General features: G+C 49.4%; 30 protein-coding genes and 1 pseudogene. 6 read left to right on the forward strand and 25 right to left on the reverse strand.

From position 1 onward, the window contains the following. Nucleotides 1–145: 145 nt before the first annotated feature. The gene (locus AF331_RS13865) at nt 146–409 is read left to right on the forward strand and encodes a DUF4190 domain-containing protein (RefSeq protein WP_053428675.1); all 264 of its coding nucleotides are present in this window, start codon (nt 146–148) and stop codon (nt 407–409) included. 31 nt (nt 410–440) lie between these two features. On the opposite strand, the pseudogene AF331_RS13870 reads toward AF331_RS13865, so the two are convergent. Then, nucleotides 441–698 (reverse strand): annotated as a pseudogene (locus AF331_RS13870) (ABC transporter permease); the annotation flags it as partial. A gap of 133 nt (nt 699–831) precedes the next feature. On the opposite strand from AF331_RS13870, the gene AF331_RS13875 reads away from it, so the two are divergent. Next, a complete protein-coding gene (locus tag AF331_RS13875) occupies nt 832–1,968 on the forward strand; it encodes an Ig-like domain-containing protein (RefSeq protein ID WP_053428676.1) in 1,137 nt (378 codons plus the stop codon). A 110-nt stretch (nt 1,969–2,078) separates the two neighbouring features. On the opposite strand, the gene AF331_RS13880 is transcribed toward AF331_RS13875, so the two are convergent. From AF331_RS13880 to AF331_RS13930, 11 genes are all read right to left on the reverse strand, one after another. Next, complete coding sequence (locus tag AF331_RS13880; RefSeq protein ID WP_053428677.1) at nt 2,079–2,273, reverse strand: hypothetical protein; 195 nt, start codon at nt 2,271–2,273, stop codon at nt 2,079–2,081. Further along, entirely contained in the window at nt 2,270–2,797 is a 528-nt protein-coding gene (locus AF331_RS13885; RefSeq protein WP_053428678.1) for a DNA topology modulation protein, read from the reverse strand. The genes AF331_RS13880 and AF331_RS13885 overlap by 4 nt, the downstream gene beginning before the upstream one ends. Before the next feature lie 12 nt (nt 2,798–2,809). Continuing rightward, nucleotides 2,810–3,070 (reverse strand): hypothetical protein, encoded by a 261-nt coding sequence (locus AF331_RS13890; RefSeq protein ID WP_160316554.1) that lies wholly within the window; start codon nt 3,068–3,070, stop codon nt 2,810–2,812. 84 nt (nt 3,071–3,154) lie between these two features. Beyond that, the gene (locus tag AF331_RS13895) at nt 3,155–3,961 is read right to left on the reverse strand and encodes a protein phosphatase 2C domain-containing protein (protein ID WP_053428680.1); all 807 of its coding nucleotides are present in this window, start codon (nt 3,959–3,961) and stop codon (nt 3,155–3,157) included. After that, nucleotides 3,954–4,397 carry an HIT family protein gene (locus AF331_RS13900; RefSeq protein ID WP_235576393.1) on the reverse strand — a complete coding sequence of 148 codons (444 nt, stop codon included), beginning with the start codon at nt 4,395–4,397 and terminating at the stop codon, nt 3,954–3,956. Before AF331_RS13900 ends, AF331_RS13895 begins: the two co-directional genes overlap by 8 nt. A gap of 529 nt (nt 4,398–4,926) precedes the next feature. Next, nucleotides 4,927–5,154 (reverse strand): sulfurtransferase TusA family protein, encoded by a 228-nt coding sequence (locus AF331_RS13905; RefSeq protein ID WP_048006893.1) that lies wholly within the window; start codon nt 5,152–5,154, stop codon nt 4,927–4,929. An 18-nt stretch (nt 5,155–5,172) separates the two neighbouring features. Further along, the gene (locus tag AF331_RS13910) at nt 5,173–6,300 is read right to left on the reverse strand and encodes an MBL fold metallo-hydrolase (protein WP_053428682.1); all 1,128 of its coding nucleotides are present in this window, start codon (nt 6,298–6,300) and stop codon (nt 5,173–5,175) included. Nucleotides 6,301–6,345: 45 nt separating this feature from the next. Continuing rightward, the gene (locus AF331_RS13915; protein ID WP_053428683.1) at nt 6,346–6,909 is read right to left on the reverse strand and encodes a sulfurtransferase TusA family protein; all 564 of its coding nucleotides are present in this window, start codon (nt 6,907–6,909) and stop codon (nt 6,346–6,348) included. A 48-nt stretch (nt 6,910–6,957) separates the two neighbouring features. Continuing rightward, nucleotides 6,958–7,248 carry a rhodanese-like domain-containing protein gene (locus tag AF331_RS13920; RefSeq protein WP_053428684.1) on the reverse strand — a complete coding sequence of 97 codons (291 nt, stop codon included), beginning with the start codon at nt 7,246–7,248 and terminating at the stop codon, nt 6,958–6,960. Between the two features lie 17 nt (nt 7,249–7,265). After that, nucleotides 7,266–7,745, reverse strand: coding sequence for a DsrE/DsrF/DrsH-like family protein (locus AF331_RS13925; protein WP_048006889.1), 480 nt, complete (start codon nt 7,743–7,745; stop codon nt 7,266–7,268). Nucleotides 7,746–7,961: 216 nt separating this feature from the next. Next, nucleotides 7,962–8,744: a class I SAM-dependent methyltransferase gene (locus AF331_RS13930; RefSeq protein WP_053428685.1), complete on the reverse strand. Its 783-nt coding sequence runs from the start codon at nt 8,742–8,744 to the stop codon at nt 7,962–7,964. An 82-nt stretch (nt 8,745–8,826) separates the two neighbouring features. Between AF331_RS13930 and AF331_RS13935 the strand changes: the two genes are divergently transcribed. After that, nucleotides 8,827–9,045 carry a hypothetical protein gene (locus AF331_RS13935; RefSeq protein ID WP_053428686.1) on the forward strand — a complete coding sequence of 73 codons (219 nt, stop codon included), beginning with the start codon at nt 8,827–8,829 and terminating at the stop codon, nt 9,043–9,045. Between the two features lie 97 nt (nt 9,046–9,142). On the opposite strand, the gene pdaA is transcribed toward AF331_RS13935, so the two are convergent. The 4 genes from pdaA to AF331_RS13955 form a co-directional block, all read right to left on the reverse strand. Further along, nucleotides 9,143–9,922 carry a delta-lactam-biosynthetic de-N-acetylase gene (gene pdaA / locus AF331_RS13940; RefSeq protein WP_053428687.1) on the reverse strand — a complete coding sequence of 260 codons (780 nt, stop codon included), beginning with the start codon at nt 9,920–9,922 and terminating at the stop codon, nt 9,143–9,145. Between the two features lie 104 nt (nt 9,923–10,026). Further along, the gene (locus AF331_RS13945; protein WP_053428688.1) at nt 10,027–10,590 is read right to left on the reverse strand and encodes a DUF4825 domain-containing protein; all 564 of its coding nucleotides are present in this window, start codon (nt 10,588–10,590) and stop codon (nt 10,027–10,029) included. Between the two features lie 23 nt (nt 10,591–10,613). Further along, entirely contained in the window at nt 10,614–12,167 is a 1,554-nt protein-coding gene (locus tag AF331_RS13950) for a fumarate hydratase (protein ID WP_053428963.1), read from the reverse strand. A gap of 155 nt (nt 12,168–12,322) precedes the next feature. Further along, nucleotides 12,323–12,586, reverse strand: coding sequence for a hypothetical protein (locus tag AF331_RS13955; RefSeq protein ID WP_056533171.1), 264 nt, complete (start codon nt 12,584–12,586; stop codon nt 12,323–12,325). A gap of 199 nt (nt 12,587–12,785) precedes the next feature. Between AF331_RS13955 and AF331_RS13960 the strand changes: the two genes are divergently transcribed. Beyond that, nucleotides 12,786–13,334: a hypothetical protein gene (locus AF331_RS13960; protein ID WP_053428690.1), complete on the forward strand. Its 549-nt coding sequence runs from the start codon at nt 12,786–12,788 to the stop codon at nt 13,332–13,334. Here AF331_RS13960 and AF331_RS13965 read toward each other — a convergent pair. Both AF331_RS13965 and AF331_RS13970 read right to left on the reverse strand, forming a co-directional pair. After that, nucleotides 13,297–13,770, reverse strand: coding sequence for a GNAT family N-acetyltransferase (locus AF331_RS13965; protein ID WP_053428691.1), 474 nt, complete (start codon nt 13,768–13,770; stop codon nt 13,297–13,299). The two genes, AF331_RS13960 and AF331_RS13965, sit on opposite strands and share 38 nt — an antisense overlap. Before the next feature lie 72 nt (nt 13,771–13,842). Further along, nucleotides 13,843–14,025, reverse strand: coding sequence for an SE1561 family protein (locus AF331_RS13970; RefSeq protein WP_048006881.1), 183 nt, complete (start codon nt 14,023–14,025; stop codon nt 13,843–13,845). Between the two features lie 114 nt (nt 14,026–14,139). Between AF331_RS13970 and yfkAB the strand changes: the two genes are divergently transcribed. After that, a complete protein-coding gene (gene yfkAB / locus AF331_RS13975) occupies nt 14,140–15,267 on the forward strand; it encodes a radical SAM/CxCxxxxC motif protein YfkAB (RefSeq protein ID WP_053428692.1) in 1,128 nt (375 codons plus the stop codon). 33 nt (nt 15,268–15,300) lie between these two features. Here yfkAB and AF331_RS13980 read toward each other — a convergent pair whose 3' ends face one another. Beyond that, nucleotides 15,301–15,780 carry a GNAT family N-acetyltransferase gene (locus AF331_RS13980; protein ID WP_053428693.1) on the reverse strand — a complete coding sequence of 160 codons (480 nt, stop codon included), beginning with the start codon at nt 15,778–15,780 and terminating at the stop codon, nt 15,301–15,303. Nucleotides 15,781–15,887: 107 nt separating this feature from the next. Between AF331_RS13980 and AF331_RS13985 the strand changes: the two genes are divergently transcribed. Continuing rightward, nucleotides 15,888–16,469, forward strand: a complete 582-nt coding sequence (locus tag AF331_RS13985; RefSeq protein WP_053428694.1) for a cupin domain-containing protein — start codon at nt 15,888–15,890, stop codon at nt 16,467–16,469. 40 nt (nt 16,470–16,509) lie between these two features. On the opposite strand, the gene AF331_RS22460 is transcribed toward AF331_RS13985, so the two are convergent. The 6 genes from AF331_RS22460 to AF331_RS22475 all read right to left on the reverse strand — a co-directional run bounded on the left by AF331_RS22460 (nt 16,510) and on the right by AF331_RS22475 (nt 19,801). Further along, nucleotides 16,510–16,674 carry a hypothetical protein gene (locus AF331_RS22460; protein WP_156450570.1) on the reverse strand — a complete coding sequence of 55 codons (165 nt, stop codon included), beginning with the start codon at nt 16,672–16,674 and terminating at the stop codon, nt 16,510–16,512. 106 nt (nt 16,675–16,780) lie between these two features. Continuing rightward, a complete protein-coding gene (locus AF331_RS13990; RefSeq protein WP_053428964.1) occupies nt 16,781–17,605 on the reverse strand; it encodes a YfkD famly protein in 825 nt (274 codons plus the stop codon). A 129-nt stretch (nt 17,606–17,734) separates the two neighbouring features. Continuing rightward, nucleotides 17,735–18,790 (reverse strand): calcium/proton exchanger, encoded by a 1,056-nt coding sequence (gene cax, locus AF331_RS13995; RefSeq protein ID WP_053428695.1) that lies wholly within the window; start codon nt 18,788–18,790, stop codon nt 17,735–17,737. 206 nt (nt 18,791–18,996) lie between these two features. Beyond that, nucleotides 18,997–19,170: a hypothetical protein gene (locus AF331_RS22465; RefSeq protein ID WP_160316555.1), complete on the reverse strand. Its 174-nt coding sequence runs from the start codon at nt 19,168–19,170 to the stop codon at nt 18,997–18,999. A 73-nt stretch (nt 19,171–19,243) separates the two neighbouring features. Then, nucleotides 19,244–19,414 (reverse strand): hypothetical protein, encoded by a 171-nt coding sequence (locus AF331_RS22470; RefSeq protein ID WP_160316556.1) that lies wholly within the window; start codon nt 19,412–19,414, stop codon nt 19,244–19,246. Between the two features lie 234 nt (nt 19,415–19,648). Next, a complete protein-coding gene (locus AF331_RS22475) occupies nt 19,649–19,801 on the reverse strand; it encodes a hypothetical protein (RefSeq protein WP_160316557.1) in 153 nt (50 codons plus the stop codon). Nucleotides 19,802–20,073 lie beyond the last annotated feature (272 nt).

The following is a 20,073-nucleotide window of genomic DNA, read 5'->3' on the forward strand; positions in this document are numbered from 1 at the left end:
TCTCCCACTATTTTATACTGAAAGAAGCAGTGCAGGAGGGTTGGATCTTTTCGTTTGGTTGCCTTCAAATGCAGGACGCGGGCATTATACAAGCCGAAAAAACGTCCCTAACCTGCAAAATATTCAACTGTTTTCGGAGGCTATAATGAAATCAAACAAAACCAACGCATTGGCCATCCCCAGCCTGGTCCTTGGGATCATTGCCATCATCATCCCGCTCATCGGGATTCTCATCGGGATTGCAGCTGTGATCTTTGGGATAAAGTCCTTGAACCAGCTCAAGAACCGCAACGAAAAAGGGAAGGGAATCGCCATTGCTGGAATCGTCTGTGGAGCAGGCAGTCCATTCTTTCAGATGATTCTTTTTCTGTTTATCGGAGTCATCAGCTTTTTCAATTCACCACAGTGAAGAAGGACCCGGATCCCCGGGCCCTTCTTTTCTATAGATCTGCTTTTTCAATCCGACGGTACGAAAGAAAGGCGATACCAAAACCGATGAGGCACATGCCGACAGGAACACCGATGAATTGGAACAAGCTCGTCTGATTGCTTCCATCAGAAACGGTGGCATTGATGAGGAAGCCGATCAGAACCGCACTTGTGATGGTGGTAGCAGTCGACTTTTTCCTCATACCGAAGAATAAAGGGGTGAGAGAAACCCCTCCCATCATGAACGCCATGAGGAGCATGCCGGGGATATCACCTTTTCGAAACCACATAATTTGGTAAATTTATAAGTTTTAGGATTATCATTTAGGGAATGAAAATGAATGAAGTTCCTTAATTTCACAAAGGAAATAGTAAAGTTGCTTATGAGGAGGAGATTATTCCATGAAGAAACTTTCATTGGCTTTGGGAATCACTATTGTGGGTTTATTGTTAGCTTCTTGTACTAGCGGTGATGACTCGGCAGATACAAGTGCAGAAGAACGTGATAATAGGTCGGAAGAAAACAATGAAAATGGAACGGACAATCAAACTGAAGACGGCAATGCCTCTGATGAAGAAAAATCAGAACAACCTTCTACCTCCGATCAAGCAGATGACGAAGAATATTATAAAGAGTTAGCTGTTTTGGGGGAGTATGATGATGACCTCTACCCCGATGTGCTAAAGAATCTTGAACTACCTGGCATTCACGAAAACACATTAATTTATAATGGAACGATTAATCCCGATCATTCGATTCGTTTTGAATTTCCTCATGACGAAAAAACAATTGATCCTGAAGTATCAGAAGAAGGTCATTTTTCCATATCCTTTAGTGATAAAGAAATTAGAGAAAATGATGATATTAGAGTATATATTTTCGGGGGTGGACTGCCGCACGAACAGACTTTTGAACTTCCAGTACACCCCTCTGAGGAGGGCATGGAAGTCATTCAAAGTGACGCTGATACTAGTGCACAGGAAGAAGCTTTATTAGAAGAAGTTTCGCTTCCAGATATTCAAACGGGTACAAAAACTTACGAGGCTGAAACCGGAGATATGGTTGAGAATGTCCACTACTCGATTGATGGAGAAATGGTTAGACAGGATTTGCTTGTGAAATCTGCGGATCATGATAACCCCGAAGGAGAAATAGTTGTTGAATTTGATGAATCATCGGCAGCTGGTCAAACATTTGAGTTTTATATTTTAGCCAATGGAGTAACAGCTAAAATTGAAAAGCAAGTAGAAAAATCATCTGAGGATGAACAGCAAAGTGCTGATAGAATTAGAGAAGAAACAGAACTACCAGAAATCACTCTAGATACAACAAATTACGAGGGGAAAACAGACCCTAATGCAGAGGTTAAGGTAACTGATCCGGAATTACCGAATTGGATCGTGACACTTGATCTTGATGAAGATGGTAACTTCACACTCCCCCTTGAGGATCGAATCGAGGAACCCGGACAAATTATTCAATTCACCATTACTGATGAAGATGGAAACTCTACTACGATCGAGAAGGAAGTGCAATAAGATCAGTTTCTCCCTCTCATGAAGAAATTTGTATAATCATTTCTTGTCTTGTAGTATCGGAGCATCGAAAGGCTGACTTTCCTTTGAGGGCCCACTACACTATCCAAAGCTTAAGTACGGACAATCCTGGCCGCTCCGATCACACTGATCAACAGATAATAAATCCCCAAGATGGCAAGACCATCGGTAAGCACTACCCCGATATCTGTACGTTTGATTCCCCATCTCCACATAAGCGTACTGACAAAAAAGATGAGGGGGATGACCAGGAAGTAACCGACGAACGTCAGTTTTTGATTCTTCATGCTGATGCCTCCTTATACGTTTTGGCATTCTTCAGGAAGTTCCGGACTTCCCGTGGGTTCTTCAGATGGATGATGGTTTTCTCCCCACTGTAGGCTGCAAGCTTTTGAAGGATGCCCGGTCGCTTCTCCTTCGGGTACTGCCAGATCCACTTGAGGAAGGTCAGGTCCAATCGCTCCTCGCAGCCTTCCCGCATATCGGGCCGTGACTTCCCGTGATAGCGGAGCATGCGCTTCATGGCCCGGTAGCTGCAACGCCATCTCGATAGATCCAGGAAGATGATCGTATCCGCCGCATCCATGCGGAGCTCCATCGTGGAGCCGTAGTTTCCGTCGATGATCCAGCTCTCTCCGCCAATGAGCTTCCGTTGGATTCCATGTACTTCTTCCCGTTCGACCGGAACCCAGCCCGGCTTCCACAGGAGCTGGTCCAAATGCCATACGGGAAGATCCACGGCTTCCCCAAGACGGGTCGCAAGCGTCGATTTCCCCGAACCACCCGAACCGATCAATACCACCTTCTTCATACCGTGCACCTCCTAAAAAAACAACCAGGCTCCTAATACAAAGTAAGCAATCGTCAGTAAAAACGCCGGCACCGACAGTAGAAACTTCGTTCGGTAACGGACGTCTTTAAAAGGACGATACAGCTTCACCACCACCATCATGACAACGAACAGCACCAAGAGAGAAACCAAGATGGCGGCCGCATCCACCATTGTGAAAGGTGGAGTCAAGTATGGATCAAGATAATAGTTCATGATGACGATGACGGTAAACAGCAGACTTTGATAAAACATATACCGTATATAGAGCATGACGTCCTCTTTCTTATCTGTTGTAAATTCCCATATTATTGTAACATAGGGGCGAATCGGGGGACATCATGGTTTTCTCAAATTCCCCGGCCACGTGGCTTCACAACGGTTATCAATCTTCCATGCCACAATCGTCGTGCTATCCCGCACGCCGTTTCCTTCGATCGTGTGGAGAAGATCCGCCACTCCTTCCTCCACCGACTTTTCTTTAAACGCAGCAAAGATCTCTTTACCGCCGGGGTACGGATCTCCCGGACATTCCAGGAGTCCGTCCGTCGTCATGAAGATGGTGTTCGTCCCTTCCCTGAGCTCCCTCACACCTGTGCCGTAGCACGGAATTTCCCCATGGAACGAGCTTGCCTTGCCGATCCATTCGTAAAAATGGCGCTGATTCAGATTGTACTGCCCGTGGGCGGCAAGTTCGGGATGATGGAGCATGGCCACGCAGTCCCCGATCGAGAACCACCATAGATAGTTTTCTTTCCTGCATACCAATAAGATAGCGGTCTCCCCCTGCACTTCCTGAAAGCGGGCAAGGAATCCAGGCTCCCTGAAAATATCCAGAATGCATGCCTGTAACGGATTGAACACCTTGCCAATTGGCCGCTTCAGGATGGATTGAATCCGCTCTTTCTCCCCTTCCAGCGTCTCGATGACCAGGGATGCGCTCTCAGCCGTTTGATGGGCATCCAGGACGGCGGCAAATTCCCACTCCCCCTCTTCAACCCATAAGAGAGCGGCGTCCTCATTCTTGTTTGCACCTGACCCGGAATTCCCTCCGAAGCGCCCCACCACTATCCCATTTGGAAAAGTGAGGACATCCTTCTCATCTACCTTTGTATCATCGCTTCCAACCCAGCTCCACTCACGCATATGATTCCATCCTTTCTTTCAACCGCATGCACAATGACACGATTTCTTCTTCCCCGACCATGGGCGCCTTCTCCCAATCGTATACGTTCATGGGTCCCCAGTGTTCCTCCGGGGTCCCTGGGTATCTGGCCACAAGATGTATATGGAGATGGGGGACCGAATTCCCGGACACAAGAGCATAGACATGCTCCGCTCCTTTACTCTCCGTCAACGCCCGGCTCACCCGGGACATGGCGATGCCGAATGCAGAGGCTTCCTCGCCCGTCATATCCGCCATGCCCGGTACATGCCGTTTCAAGTCGATCATCACATGTCCCGCATAGTTCGGTTTCCCCTCACGATCGATGTGACCGACATACACCCATTCATTCTCGTAAATCGTCGTTCCGGCGGTCTTGATGATGCTTCTATGTTTATTACAGATGAAACATGACACGGCCTTCTCCCCCTTTTTGGATAGCAAAAAGCCCCGTCCTCTCGGAAAGAGACGACGGGGCCGCCGTACCACTCTTATCGGTCTCCCGAACAGGAAACCGCTCTGGACCAGATGACGGTGGTCGGCCGGATGGACATTCCCTTCCATCCGCTCCCAGGCGAGTTGGGGACGGGAATGGCTGTCTTGCAGCGGACGACAGCTCTCTTGACAAACCCTGCTCCTTATTACTCCTGTTCATGGCGTTTACAAATGTTAAAGTTTTCTAATAGTGTAAGGATATTGTCGGGTGGCGTCAATCTTTTTTTAATGGTCCGTTCCTTTCCGCTGCGGTCGACCGCTTTCCTCGGGGCGTGCGGTGAGCCGCTTCGGCTGCGCCTCCAGGGTCTCACCTGCCCGCTATTCCCGAAGGAGTCGGCCGACCTCCGCTGCAATCCACTCTATTCTTCATTCTATCTGATCCACTCAAATTCCCTTATAAAGCTCCCTTACAAATAAAAAAGGAAGGGATATCCCCTTCCTTTAGCATTCATTATCCTTTTTTGATCCAGAACTTCAATACATCTCCGTCTTCTTCATGCTTCACAAGCTCATGACCGCCAGATTTGGCCCATGCGGTGAGGTCGCTTTTGGCACCTTTATCTGTTGCATGGATTTCAAGGACTTCTCCTGACTCGATCGTGTTCATTTCCTTTTTTGTCCTGACGATCGGCATCGGGCATGCCAATCCTTTTGCGTCTAGTACTTTTACTGATTCCATTCTCTATTCCTCCTTGGTTTAGCGGACCGCACAGCGGTTTGGTCCGATTTCCATTTCTCGTTGGGTTTCTTCATCAGGGGTGACTTTCCCCATATTGGTTTCACGGATTTCCTGATACGCATTCGGCTGTGGAGGCAGATTCTCGGTCACGAGCTTTCTGAATTCCCCTTCGTCTTCGATGTTGAGACCGTGGTTTTCTTTCAGTAGCTCTCCAAGGCTGCGTGCAACGGTTCCATCCTCGTTCAGCTCCTCGATCACCATGAAGTGAGCCGGTAGGACGATCAGATCATCCTGCAATTTGCGGTAGCGTGTGTAGAGACTTTCCCTCAGATCCCCTACCCAGTCTTCGGCCATTCCGGCAAGATCCGGGCGTCCGATGGAGTCGATGAACAGGATATCCCCGGATAGGAGATAGCGGCCATCGATGATGAACGAGGTGGAGCCGATCGTGTGACCTGGTGTGTATAGGGCTTGGATGTCGATGGTGGACGTTCCGATAGTCACCGAGTTTCCGTCTTCGAGTTTATTGTAGTCGAAGGTGACTTCAGTTGCGTCCTTCGGCGGCAGCCAGTAGGATCCGCCTGCTTGTACCGCCAACATCCTCCCACCGGAAATATGGTCTGCGTGAAGGTGTGTATCGAAGACATGCTTGATCTTCGCTCCTTTTCCACCGGCAAATGCCGTGTAGGCGGAGGTCATGCGCGTGGCATCGATGACCGCTGCTTCCCCTCCGGATAGAACCATGTAGGACAGGCAGCCTTTGCCGAGACGGACGAATTGATAAAGCTCTCCTCCGTCTGCAAGGTCACCGACTTTCACCGGTTCGAGATGCTCGCTCCATGCCTTCATGCCACCGCTGAGATACGATACATCAAGACCTTCTTCTGAAAGCATCTCAGCCACCATGATCGAGGATCCTTCCTTGGCGCAGACGACAAGGATGTCCTGATCCTTCGGAAGCTGGTCCATGATATCTTCCACACCGTCCAGCAGGTCAAAATAAGGGACGTTCAGATAGGTGAAATTCTTCCCTTCCACTTTCCAGTCCTGAAAGGCGTCTTCGTTCCGGACGTCGAGGATGAAAAGTGTTTCCTGATCCATGACTTTCTGTGCGACTTCTTTGCTGCTCATTGCATTGACTGACACGTTGATTCCCTCCTGTTTGGTGTCCTTCTTAGACTTCCTGATATTTTAGTGGTTCGATTCCGTATTTCCCTTCCACTCACTCATGCCCGGTACGATATTGGTGACGTTGGTGAAGCCATTGGCCACAAGTGTTTGGGCGGCCATGTCGCTGCGGTTCCCTGTGCGGCAAACCACGTAAATGGCTGATTCTTTCTGTAGTTCCTGAAGGCGCGATTCAAGTTCCCCCATCGGGATGGATACAGCACCCGGGATATGATTGAAGGCATACTCTGCCGCTTCACGCACATCAAGGATGGTCATATCTTCTGAGGCATCAATCTTAGCCTGAAGATCCTCGTTGCTCGCAACGGTCTCGTACGAACGCTCCACTGCATCCTGGTCGGATGATTTTCGCAGATAATGCTTCAGTACATCGCCTTCTTCAATCAGGCCAAGATATTGATGCCCTGTACTTTTTGCCCACGCTTCAAGGTCAGCCTTCGATCCTTTGTCCGTTGCCTGGACCTCCAGCACTTCGCCGGCGCTCATATCCTTCATGACCTTTTTCGTCTTGACGATTGGCATCGGACACGCGAGGCCCTTTGCGTCAAGTAGTTGATCAGTTTTCATGATGAATCCTCCTTTTACCAATATGGGTATATTACATTTCAAAAAAATTTATTCTGTCTTTCCTTCCCAGGCCATCATACCGCCTGTCATGTTCACAACGCTGTATCCGTGACTGTCAAGGAGCTGACATGCGCGACCGCTTTGTCCACCTGAGCGGCACACCATGACATACTCTTTTGAACGATCAAGCTCATGCATGCGGAACTCCAATAATCCAAGGGGAATGTGGATCGCTCCAGGGATCTTCCCTTCCTTCACTTCGTCTACTTCCCTGACGTCGATGATATGGACATCTTCGTTCAGTTTCGCTTCAAGTTCTTTCGGCATGATCTCTTTCATGTTGATTCCCTCCCAGTTTAAATGAATAGATTGACGTTTCCTTCTTCAGCATCTCCGAGATACGCGGCCACACCGGCATATTCGATCTGATCCAACAATTCTTCCTTTTGTAGCCCCAAGAGGTCCATGGTCATCGTACAAGCGACCAATTTCACATCCTGCTCCTGAGCCATATCAATCAAATCAGGCAGCGGCATGGCATTATGCTTTTTGATGACATGTTGGATCATCTTCTTACCAGCCCCACCGAAATTCATCTTGGATAATCCCATGCGGTCGGCACCCTTCGGCATCATCTTCCCGAACATCTTCTCAAGAAATCCTTTTTTCACATGGATATCTGAATCCTTCCGAAGGGCGTTCAGTCCCCAGAACGTATGGAAGATCGTCACCTCATGGTCGTATGCTGCTGCTCCATTGGCAATGATATAAGCCGCCATGGCTTTATCGTAATCACCGCTGAAAAGCACGATTGTTGTCTTTTTTCTCTCTGACATTCAAATTCCTCCTCTAAAATACTTATAGGGGTATATTTAAAGGCGTAAAAAGACGATGACAGCTCATCTCTTTCGCCGCTGTTTTAACCTTACGAGTTACATCTTATACCCAACAGGGTATGCGTGTCAACAGAAAATGTGCAAAGAAAATGGAATGGCGCATGGGGACGGTTCTTATGCGCCAAAAAAGTGGCGCACCGGAACCGTCCCCATGCGTCACTTTCTTGCAATTTTAATGCTGAGGGTCGTTGGTTCCGTTAAGGGAGCGAAACCTTCGAGGGCAAGTTTGACTTCTTGCTCGAATGGGATGATATTGTCTCCTAGAAATCGTTTTGCTCCATAAGAAGTGGAGTACAGGTTCCCGAGGATCGATTCGATCGTCCAGTGGATCATATAGGGTGGGAGGGTGATTTCTTCATAGGTGAAGCGGGAACGCCGGATGATGGTTTCATGACGTTCGACGGGATGTGTGTACGTTGAATCTCCTGCTCTCCGCTCCTGTCCGTACCATTTCCGGATGATTGCGTCCAGCACCTCCTGCCATCGCTCCCGCTTCCGTTCAGGCTCATAGTTGTCGATGATAGCGATACCCCCTCCCGCTTCTACACGGTCATACAGGTGCTCCAAAATCGAGTCACGGTCCATCCAGTGGAAGGCTTTTGCGATGGTGACCAGTTTGAATCGATGAGGGTTTGTCATCTTATACTCGGCCCAAGTGCCCGCGAACCATTCCACTTGCCCATTCCGGATCATGGAATGGATCCGCTTGGCTTCCTGTATCATCTCAGGCTCTGTATCGATTCCAACGGTCTTCTCCGCCCAGTCGGCGAGTCTCACGGTCATCGTCCCGGGTCCGCAGCCAAGGTCAAGGATGTTCCCTTCTCCGTCCAGGGAGAATTCGTCGATGAGGGTGCGGATCAGTGTCGACGGGTACACCGGGCGGTATGCTGCATAGTAGCCCGCTGCTCCCTTAAATAAATTCTTTCCGTATGTCGGCATGCTTTTTCTCCTTTTCACCTTGTGTGTTCATAAAGAATATTTTACCATATATGTACTATACATTCGTCAGGAGGAGCATCTTATGCGCAAGTGGGTGGAGCGACTGATCTACCTTGTCTTCACATTTTTTATTTTCCGTGTGCTCTTGTACATCTTTCAATATACATATGATGTTTGGGTTCCATTGACACCAGAGTGGGATGTTATCACCTTTTTTATTGTACTTCCCTTTATGATCATCGCATCCTTCATCATCTCGGCATTCGCGTTCCGCTATGCCTTTGATCGACGTAGTGCATAGGGGACGGTTCCTGTGCGCCCAAAAATGACGCATCAGAACCGTCCTCATGCGCCATTCACGCCAAAAAGCGAAGGCCACTTGGGCCCTTCGCTTTTTGTTATTGCTTTTTCATCATCGGGTGCTCGTCGAGACTTTTGAAGGTATATCCCCGCTTTTTCAAGTCTTGGATGGATTTCTCCATGGCATCCGCATTGTCCTGTGATACGGAATGAAGGAGGATGATGGCTCCGGGATGGGCCTGGTTCATCAGGTTGTTGTAGGAGTACTGCCATCCTTTTTGCTGATCGGTCTTCCAGTCGACGAAGGCCACTGACCAGAATACGTGTGTGTACCCTTCCTTCTTGGCGATATCCAGAGTGCGGGCACTGAATACGCCTCGAGGAGGACGGATATACTTCATTTCCTTCTGTCCAGTCAGCTCGGCGGTTTTCTCCTTTACTTTCTTCATTTCTTCCCTGATCTTTTCATCGCTCGTTTGAGTGAAGTCGGGGTGGTGCCAGGAATGGTTTCCGATGATATGGCCTTCTTTGACCATGCGTTTGACAAGGTCTTCTGAGCTGAGGAGGTAATGCCCGGTGACGAAGAATGTCGCTGGTACCTTCTCGCGTTTCAGTACGTCGAGGATCTTTTTCGTATGGCCATTTTCGTAGCCATTGTCAAAGGTCAGATACAGGACCTTCTCGTCCGGATTTCCTTTATAGAAGGCACCGTAGTCGGAGAGAAGTTTGTCATACTGCGCCCCTGCCTCGGCGGGCACTTCATTCTTGCTCTTCTGGAAGCCCCACCCGATCGATTGGTTGGAAACGGCTGCTGCGCCGGACGGCAATACGAGGGTCAGCATCACGGCAAGCATCATTACTTTTATGGAATGGATCATGTGGAATCCCTTCTTTCAGCAAAATCTATCCCTATTAGTGTTTGAGAAAGAAGGGCCTTTATGAGTACTAAAACTTTCCAAAAAGGGAGCCCCTTGAGGCTCCCTTACTCTTCAAAGTATGTGTGGTAATTCGTCGCCATCTCCGTCAGTTTCCCTTTATGATCGTCGATGAAAGTAGAGACCGTTTTTTCATTCCATTGTGCATCACCCTCGGGGAAGCGTTTGAATTCTTTGGATAGGGCAGCGGTGAGCCGTTCCCTTGGAATGGCCAATTCCTCATCAGCGACCGTGAATCGGTATTCCTTCGCATTCGGCACGAGGAGGGCGAGGTAGAGTGCATTAAAATATAACTTTTTGCGATCCAGCCTGTTTCCATTGAACCAGAACGTTTGGAAGGCAGATTCTGAGATCGATTTCGCCCCGTCATCATAAGTGACATGTAGCTTTTCTCCGGTCAGATCAAGCTCCCCCATCGTTTCACCTCCGGGGAGCAGCCTGACGATGGCACTTACATCGGAATTATCCCCCACGTAGGTTCCACTATATGCTTTGAGCTCCTTCAGATTGGTATGCTCGATCGTCGTGATTCTCTCTTCCGGCTTTGCCTGCGAACAAGCGCCCAGGAAAAGGATCGCGATGAAAACGATGAGAGTGATTTTGCTTTTCATGATCATGACCCCTTTGGTGCGGCTTATTTAAATACCGGCTCCTTGAATTTCGCCAGTTTCTCAAGTGAGGATTTATCGACTTCTTCGTGCAGGCTGTTTCCGTGGGAGTCCATGGTTACAACGGCCGTGAAGCCTTCGACATTCAGATGCCACATCGCTTCAGGGATCCCGAACTGCATGAGGTCCACTCCATCCACGCCTTTGATACAATCGGCATAGTACTGTGCTGCTCCGCCGATGGCGTTCAGATAGACACCGCCGTGATCTTTAAGGGCAGCGAGCGTTTTTGGCCCCATGCCGCCTTTTCCGATGACAGCACGGATACCGAAGCGCTTCATGATATCCCCTTGATACGGCTCTTCACGGATGGAGGTGGTCGGCCCTGCGGCCTTCACGTGCCAGTTGCCTTCCTCATCCTTCAGCATGACAGGTCCACAGTGATAGATGATCTGTCCATCGAGATCAACCGGTGCGTCGTTGTCGCTCAAATGCTTGTGGATCGCATCGCGGCCCGTGTACATGCGTCCGTTGATCTGCACCACGTCCCCGACCTTCAATCCGCGTATCTTTTCTTCTGTGATCGGTGCTTCGAGGACGACGACATTTTGCCCGTCTTCCTTCGCTGCGGCGGTTTCAAGCTCCGCTTCTGTACCCTGTGTCAGGTCCAGCTTTTCGCCTTCCTGGTAGAACCACTCGTCGATGCTTCCAGTCTGAGGATCGAGCCTCACGCCGAGACGGCGGAATGCCCAGCAGTTATAGGCGACTGACACGAAGAAGCTTGCAGGGATCCGGTTCATGACGCCCGCTTTGCATCCAAGCAGGGTCGTTTCGCCACCGAAGCCCATCGTTCCGATCCCTAGTTCGTTGGCGTGCTCCATCACATAGTCTTCCAATTTGCTTAGATCTTCATTCGGATTCACATCATCCACTGCACGGAAAAGCTGTTCTTTCGCAAGGTCGTATCCAGACGAACGGTCTCCCCCGATACCGACACCAATGAACCCGGCGCTGCAGCCTTGTCCCTGAGCCTGGTACACGGAATGCATCACGCACTTGCGGATGCCGTCAAGATCACGTCCGGCACGGCCGAGTCCGTCCAATTCACATGGCAGGCTGTACTGGATGTTCTTATTCTCACAGCCTCCACCCTTCAGGATGAGGCGCGCATCGATATAATCCTTTTCCCACTGATCGAATTTGATGACAGGCGTTCCGAGACCAAGGTTATCCCCGCTGTTATCGCCTGTAAGGGAGTCCACTGAATTCGGGCGAAGCTTCCCGTCTTTCGTCGCCTGCACCATGGCGGCATAGATAGCTTCTTTGATCTCCAGCTGATTGACCCCGACCGGCGTCTTGATCTTGAATGTCGGCAGACCGGTATCCTGACAGATCGGAGATACATTGTCATCAGCCATCTTCACGTTATTGGAAATCGTATCAAGACTCATCGCTGCCCGCGTGCCCGCATTTTCACGCTCTTTGGCAGAGGCGATTGCCCTCCGTACATCCTTTGGCAGGTTCGTTGAAGTCTCTACGATCAAATCATACATGCTTTGTTGCAGTGTCTCTTTATTCATCGTGTTCCCTTCCCCCTCATGATACAGAATTTTCACCATTATTATACTCCTATAAGGAAGTGATTGAAAGGGATTTCACAAAGGAACTCGGGGACCGGGAAAAAGATCCCCTTCCACCCGATAACGGATGAACGCGGATCTTTTTCAGTCAGTGATCAATAGTAATATGGGCCATATCCGTAATACGGTGGTGGATACCCGTAGCCATACCCATATCCATAACCCGGAGCCAGTAGCGACGCACCGAGCAATCCTCCTGCCAGGCCTCCGATGAACGGTCCACCCCAGAATGGGCGTCCGAATCCGAATCCTGGACGACCAAAGCCGAATCCCGGTCTTCCAAACCCACCGCCAAAACCTGGCCGATAGCGCTCATCAAATCCGTGTTGTATATAGGTTGGTTGTTGTTCGTATTGCATAGAAGCATTCCTCCTCTGTTTCTCACAGTGGCATCTTATGCTTATCAATCGTGATGTGTCTGGGCGCATATCACTTTTTTGTGATGCGCGCCTATCGCACCATGATCATTGTGCCAATACGTTGAACACCACGGCAGTCCAACCGATAGTGAATAATCCTCCCCCGATTCGTCCACAATTCCTATAAGAGGTGAACCACATGAACTCAACCATTGAAAAAACGGTGCAATCAACCCACGAAGCAGAATACAGCCAGTGGCTCCATCACGACCTTTTCAGTCCCCATTGGTGGGCGATCCTGCTCATCAGCCTGCTGTTTCTCGTGGTTTTTTTCATTTTGATCGACAGGCAGCGATACATGTTCATCCTGCTGGTCTTCTTCATCAGTTTCTTCGTGATCGGGAGTTTGGACGAAATCGGCAAATTCTTCGGATTGTGGGCCTATCCACATCAGTTTCTCGTCTTCACCCATCGCTTCAATACCGTAGATTTTGCGATCCTGCCCGTCATGGTGACGCTTATTTACCAATATTTCAGCAAATGGACCTACTACCTGTACGCCCATACGATCCATTCGGCCATCGTTGCCTTCATCGGCATTCCGCTCTTCATCAAGTTTCATCTGTACCACATGATCCACTGGAATACGTTCTATGGATTCCTGACCTTATACGCAACCGGTCTCCTCATCAAATATGTGTGCGATGCGATCAGGAAGAAACAGAAGAAGGCCGGGATGGACCTGTAAGGATTTTTTCGAAATAGAACCGGCTTTCGTTCTCCCCGGTATTGATAAACCCGCTCCTCTTATAAAATCCGACCGCATCCTCCCATGCCCGGTTCGTCTCAAGGACCAGTTTGACCGCCTTGAGGCTTTTTGCCGCGTCTTCGAGATGCTGGAGCATGGTTCGTCCTAGGCCCTTACTGCGCATATCGGCACGGACCGACATACGGACGATTTCATATGTGGAGACACCCTGCCTTTTCAATGCACCCGTGCATACGATACCCTGTTGATCCTTACCAACAAAAAAATGGTTGTCTACTCCGTCATAGCATGCTGCAATGTCCTTTATATCGGGATTCAAGGTATCATCGATCCAGCCGAACCGTTCCCTGAAGCCTTCCAATATAAGATTTTTCGCTTCTTCACATTCTTCCAGTGTAATACGGGAAATGTCCATGGCGATACCTCCAGGGTTTTATGCATATTTTACCATGCGTTGCATATAAAAAAAGAGCCCTCACCAGGACTCTCACTCACTTTTCTTGAATTGCTCGACCTTCGTTTCGATATCATCGATCATTTCGATGAGACGGTCGATATCGTCTATGTCAGCCTGCTCGGGATCGATGGAGTCGAGGACGTCCACGAAAAGGTTCAGGCGCTGTTTCAGGTACGTTACTTGTGATTCATTGTCATGAATGGCTTTTCCCAAAGGTATTCTCTCCTTTCAGTACCTTCCTATGGTAACGAATATCTTTCGGATTGACAAGGGCCGAACGTTTCTCAATAATGAATGAGTACCCATTTATCAAAGGAGCTTTTAATCATGAAGACAGAAACCGCTTCAAAGGGCATGACGATTGATCATGATCCTTGGGAAGCCTACCTTGACGTCGATGAACACGGGGATATGACCCTGTCGAACATCGAATTCACGACGACGACCCTCTGCAATATGAGATGCGCACACTGCGCCGTCGGTTATACCCTTTCGCCAAAAGATCCGAGTGCCCTTCCGATCGAGATGATCCTGGGAAGACTCGACGAGATCAAGACACTCCGTTCCCTTAGTATTACCGGCGGGGAGCCGATGATGTCCAAGAAATCCGTGGAGAATTATGTTCTACCACTCTTGAAATACGCCCACGAGCGAGGCGTGAAGACGCAAATCAACTCGAACCTTACCCTCGACCTGGATCGATACTTGATGATCGCCCCGTATCTTGATGTGCTCCATATTTCCCACAACTGGGGAACAACGGATGAATTCATCGATGTCGGGTTTGCCAATATGGAACGAAAGCCTACAAGAGAGCAGCGCCAAAAGCTGTTCGACCGTATGATCGAGAACAGCCGCGCCCTTTCAGAACATGGGGTTCTCGTCTCTGCGGAAACGATGCTCAACAAAAGCACCCTGCCGTATCTTGAGAAAATCCACCGTCAAGTAGTGGATGAAATGAAGTGCGGGAGGCATGAGATTCACCCTATGTACCCATCAGACTATGCCTCCAGCCTTGAATCATTAACCCTGAAAGAAACCTCCGATGCCATCCGCGATATCCTCTCATTCCGCGACGAGAATGTATGGATGCTCTTCGGAACACTGCCGTTTTATCCGTGCAGTTCTTCAGATGAAGACCTTGAACTTCTTCAGACACTGTACAAAAGCAAAAATGTGAGCGTGCGTAATGATCCGGACGGCCGTTCACGCCTGAATGTGAATATTTTCACTGGTGATGTAATTGTCACGGACTTCGGTGATACGCCTCCGCTCGGGAATATCAAGACCGACACCCTTCCCGAGGTATACGACCGCTGGAAACAGCAGCCGCTTGCAAAAGAGCTGAACTGCCATTGTCCTGCAGCACGCTGTCTGGGACCGAATGTTCTTGTAAAATCTATGTACTACAAAGACGTAGACTTCTCGACCCGGGAAGCCAGGATCACACGTTAATGAGAAAGGGGCTTATGGCTCCTTTCTCTTTTTTCATCTGATGGACAGTGCAAAAATGAACTGCTCTCCGATTTTCCCTATCTTCCTCCGCCCCGTATCATGGTAGCCTGTCTGCCTGTATAAAGTTTGAGCCGGGATATTTTTATGATTCACGACCAACACGATTTCATTGCAGGCTTCAAATTCCAGCCTGACCCATTCCTTCACGATCTGCATGGCTTTTTTTGCATATCCTTTTCCCTGCTGTCTGTGATCGATTGACAAAGCGGTCAGGAGCATGGCATGCGGATTGTCCGTGTACTCCTTCACCCTGTCTGTGGAATGCAGCAGAAAAAATCCCACCGGCGTTCCTTCCGCAAGGATCACCACCCGATACTGTCCTTCCGCTTCTTCCCACACCTGTTCAGGCAGAGCGGTAAACTTCGCCTGCTCAGGCGGCAATTGAAATCCTTTCAAATACTCGACGTGCTTTTCCTGAAATAAGCTCAGCGCTACTTCCTCTATCTGTGTCATATCCATCCCTCCTCCTCTTCATCTTACCAAACCTGCCTACTATATGCCCAAGCACCAAATCACGCTCCGCCCATATCCTATATCATCATGAAAAGAAGGTGATGCGTATGACGAAATATATGGATTATACTGCTGACTCCGCTCAGTTCAGCTTCGATCTGAACAAAAGCCCCCTTTTCAAGCTCAATAGCCAAAACCTGATCAATGTCCTTGGAGTCCAGCATCTGAACACCCTTGAAAACTCGTCCCTTCTTGATATCTTTCTCAGCAAGGGATTCTATGTGGAGCCCCACTATCATCAGAATGCATCTGAACTTGTGTACTGTATATCCGGTGAAGCCAGGGTCACCCTCTTGAATCCCTTCACAAGGCAGCTGATCAATGAAGTCATCACTCCGGGTATGGTAGCCAATGTCCCTCAAGGCTGGTGGCATTATGAGGAGGCTCTTACGGACGACACGCATCTTCTGGCCATCTTTGATGCCCCGACCCCTGAAGTCATCCTTGGCTCCGATATCCTCGCCCTTACTCCTGCGAAAGTGATGGCGGAAACATATTGTATCGACGAGAAGATGTGGAAAGATGTCACGGCACCGATCCATCCGGGTACATACATCGGCCCGGCCTGCAAGGCGGAACGACCGGTGTCCCCGTCCTATTACCAGCCTGCCCCGATCCGCTACGTGTAAAAAAACAAAAAGCACTGCGGAATCGGATTCCGTAGTGCTTTCATTGTCGTCGATCCCTCGGAACAAGTTCTTCCAATTGTGGATCGATCTGATGATAGTCTTTGCTTTTAACGTGCGCTGCATAGTTCCTCGCCTTTCGTGCTTCATACCAGAAACGGGCGCTGACGATCACAACGAGTGCCAGGCTGAAGATCATGAGATACATCGGGCTCACCTCCATTATTTCAGAATATTCTAATTATTGTATCATACTGGGCAAAAGAAAAAAAGGGGGGAATCTCTTTAATACCCGATTCCCCCTTCCAATAAACTTATCTTGGTGTTTCAGTGGCCATGAAGCCGAAATGGACATGATCCTGAATCGGAATCCAAGCCCCGACTCCCTGTGAGGTTACATTTTTGACGACGATGGAACGCTTCGTACCTTTCATGACAAGGTAAACTTCCCCATAAGTGACCTTTCCTTTTTCATTGATGGCCGGAGCATATGCATATAGATACCCCATGCGCCTCGGGGAGATGTTATATACCTGATCTTTCTTCGTACCTGCTCCGACAATCGTCTGGAAAGCAAGAGGCAGATTGGATTTTTCCGTTGCTTTGATAAGCATCATCTTCTGGACGTCTTCCGCATGGGGAACCTTTGCGGTCAAGCCACCCTTGACGGCTTTCTGGGACTCCTGAACATAATGGATCTGATGATTCGCCGTCCCCCCGCGATTATCGAAATAGTTCGTATTGATCTTCTGGAACTCCCAGTTAGGCGATGTTTCAGTTGAAGAATAGTTAAGTGGCCATTCCCCAAGATAAATCGTTGCGCGGAGACCGATCGTCGGCGCCGAGTTGACCGTCGACTCATTCAGGATCTTGATGAGGTTCGGATTCTCGATATCCACATTGGATGTCTCAATCAGCTTCTGTGCCCACTCACTCGGCTGAAGATAGGGCTGATCCTGAGTGGAATTGGGATACGTATTCTCTTTCGTGATGGTCAGGACGGAATTGGGCACCTTGACCTCGGAGCGGGAAGGCGCTGCCGGGGCCGGCTGCTTCTTCGGCTCCTTTTCTGCATGAAGGACTGCCGTCCCGGTTATGAAGAAAAGAATGATGATGGTGATGATGCGAATGGCTTTCATATAGTGGTGACTCCTTTCAACTTTCTGTTTGCCATTAGCTTTTCCTCCCCTTGGCACCTTATCCACCTTCCCATCTTGAAAGAATCTGGAAACAACAAAACCGGCCGTGATTGCCACGACCGGTCTCCCCTATAGCAGATAAAACCCGATGCCCATGATGACATAGGCTGCCAGGAGCGTCGCCCCCTCGAACCAGTTCGTCTCCCCGTCATTGGAAATGACGATGGTCACAAGGACCGCCGACACCATGGCTACGAGCTCTGGTATCGTGAATACAAGAGGCATGTTTGTCTGGAAGAACAGTGAAACCAGTACCAGGACCGGTGCCACAAACATCGCGACCTGAAGCGTGGAACCGACGGCGATTTCAACTGCCACATCCATCTTGTTCTTGAACGCCATGATGATAGCGGATGCATGCTCGGCGGCATTCCCGACAATGGCCACAATGATGACCCCGATGAACAGCTCACTCCAACCGAAGGTACGGCCCACTTCCTCGAATGTATGGACGAGGCGCTCCGACACATACGCAACGGCCACCGTGGATAAGAGAAGGATCAGGATCGCCTTCCCCTTGCTCCATTCCGCCTCTTCCTCCTCATGAGCCTTGGCATTTTCATTCTGCTGATACACACCGCGATGGGTCACCAGCTTGAAGAACAGGGCACACAGGTAAAGGGCGATAAGAATGATGGAGATCCCTATACTAAGCGTCATGGTCTTGGACTCATTCATCTCCATGGAGAAGATCTCTGGAATGACAAATGCCACGATCACGGCAAACATCAAAAGCCCTGAATTATGCCGGGCATCAAACACATTGAACTTCTGACGCTTATACTTCACGCCCCCGATAAAGAACGATAGTCCTGCGACAAGGAGCAGGTTCCCAAGCACCGACCCCGTCAAAGACGCCAGCACCACCCCGATCAAACCTGCTTTCAAGGCAAAGATCGAAATGATCAATTCTACGGCATTCCCGAAAGTCGCGTTCAACAGTCCTCCGATCCGTGGACCAGACACCACGGCCAAACTCTCCGTCGCCCTTCCCATGAATGCAGCAAGGGAAATGATCGTCAAACAATAGATCACAAACATCAGAACACTCGACCAGTGCAGCAGCGATCCGGCCACAGAAACGGGAACCCCGATAAACACCAGGCCTGCAAATACCTTATTCATACCTATTTCCTTCTTTCCGAATAAAAATATGATTTCACTTGCTTCTATTAAAGATTATCTTGTTCAAACAACGGCTAATTATCCTACTCCCCTTCCTTACAAGCAATGCCCTTTGTGAAGGTTTTATTCCCTCCTGGTATGAAAATCAATCCTCTTGTGTCCACGCGCTCATGAAATTCAAACGGGAACATATTTGAAAGCCCACTTCAACTCCCATAGGGACCTGTGGTCCTGGAATCGAGATAGAGAAAAAAATAGTCCGTTCCTTTCCGCTGCAGGCGCTTGCTTTCCGCAGGGAGGAAGTCGAGCCTCCTCAGCTGCGCTTCCGGGGTCTCGAGCTTTCCTCTATTCCTGTCGGAGTCAAGCGCCTTCCGCTTCAATGCACTCTTTGGTGTTCACAAGCGTGAGTGTTCATCAAGATCTCCATGACCCTTCTTGTAAAGCATGGACTCTTCATTGAAATGGAGATAGAAAAAACACGTGGACCGTTCCTTTCCACTGCAGGCGCTTGCTTTCCGCGGGGAGGAAGTCGAGCCTCCTCAGCTGCGCTTCCGGGGTCTCGACCTTTCCTCTATTCCCGTCGGAGTCAAGCGCCTTTCGCTTCAATGCACTCTTTGCTTTCACAAGAGTGAGCGTTGGTCGGTCATTGCGTGCATCCTAACTAACAATAAAGCACAAATCTCTTTTGAATATGATTTTCTTAAGATTATACGATGTGTGTTGATTCAGGCGGAAATCACTCCTGGTTTTGAGATAGAGAAAACACGCGGGCCGTTCCTTTTCGCTACACTTTTTGGTGTTGACAAGCGTGAGTGGTCATCAACAGCACCATGCCCCTTATTGTAAAGCATGGATTCTTCATTGAAATGGAGATAGAGAAAACACCCGGGCCGTTCCTTTCCGCTGCAGGCGCTTGCTTTCCGCGGGGAGGAAGTCGAGCCTCCTCAGCTGCGCTTCCGGGGTCTCGAGCTTTCCTCTATTCCCGTCGGAGTCAAGCGCCTTCCGCTTCAATGCACTCTTTGGTGTTATGAAGCATGCTAACTTGATAATGGGTGGGGTACCTTCATTAAAGAAGAAAATCTAAGTAGGGAATCCAAGAATACCGTCTGTCCACGATGGCTATTTTCATGGAAGGTATGTGCTGTCTCTCGTGCCAAAAACGATGCGATGTGAATCTTCCATCCCACCCTCCTAATCATCCAAGAGTGCCTTGCAGCGGAGGCCGGTCGACTCCTGCGGTTAGGCGGACGGGGGAGACCCCGCAGGCACGAGGAGGCTCCACC

Origin of the sequence: Rossellomorea marisflavi, assembly GCF_001274775.1 — a bacterium.
Classification (GTDB): domain Bacteria; phylum Bacillota; class Bacilli; order Bacillales; family Bacillaceae_B; genus Rossellomorea; species Rossellomorea marisflavi.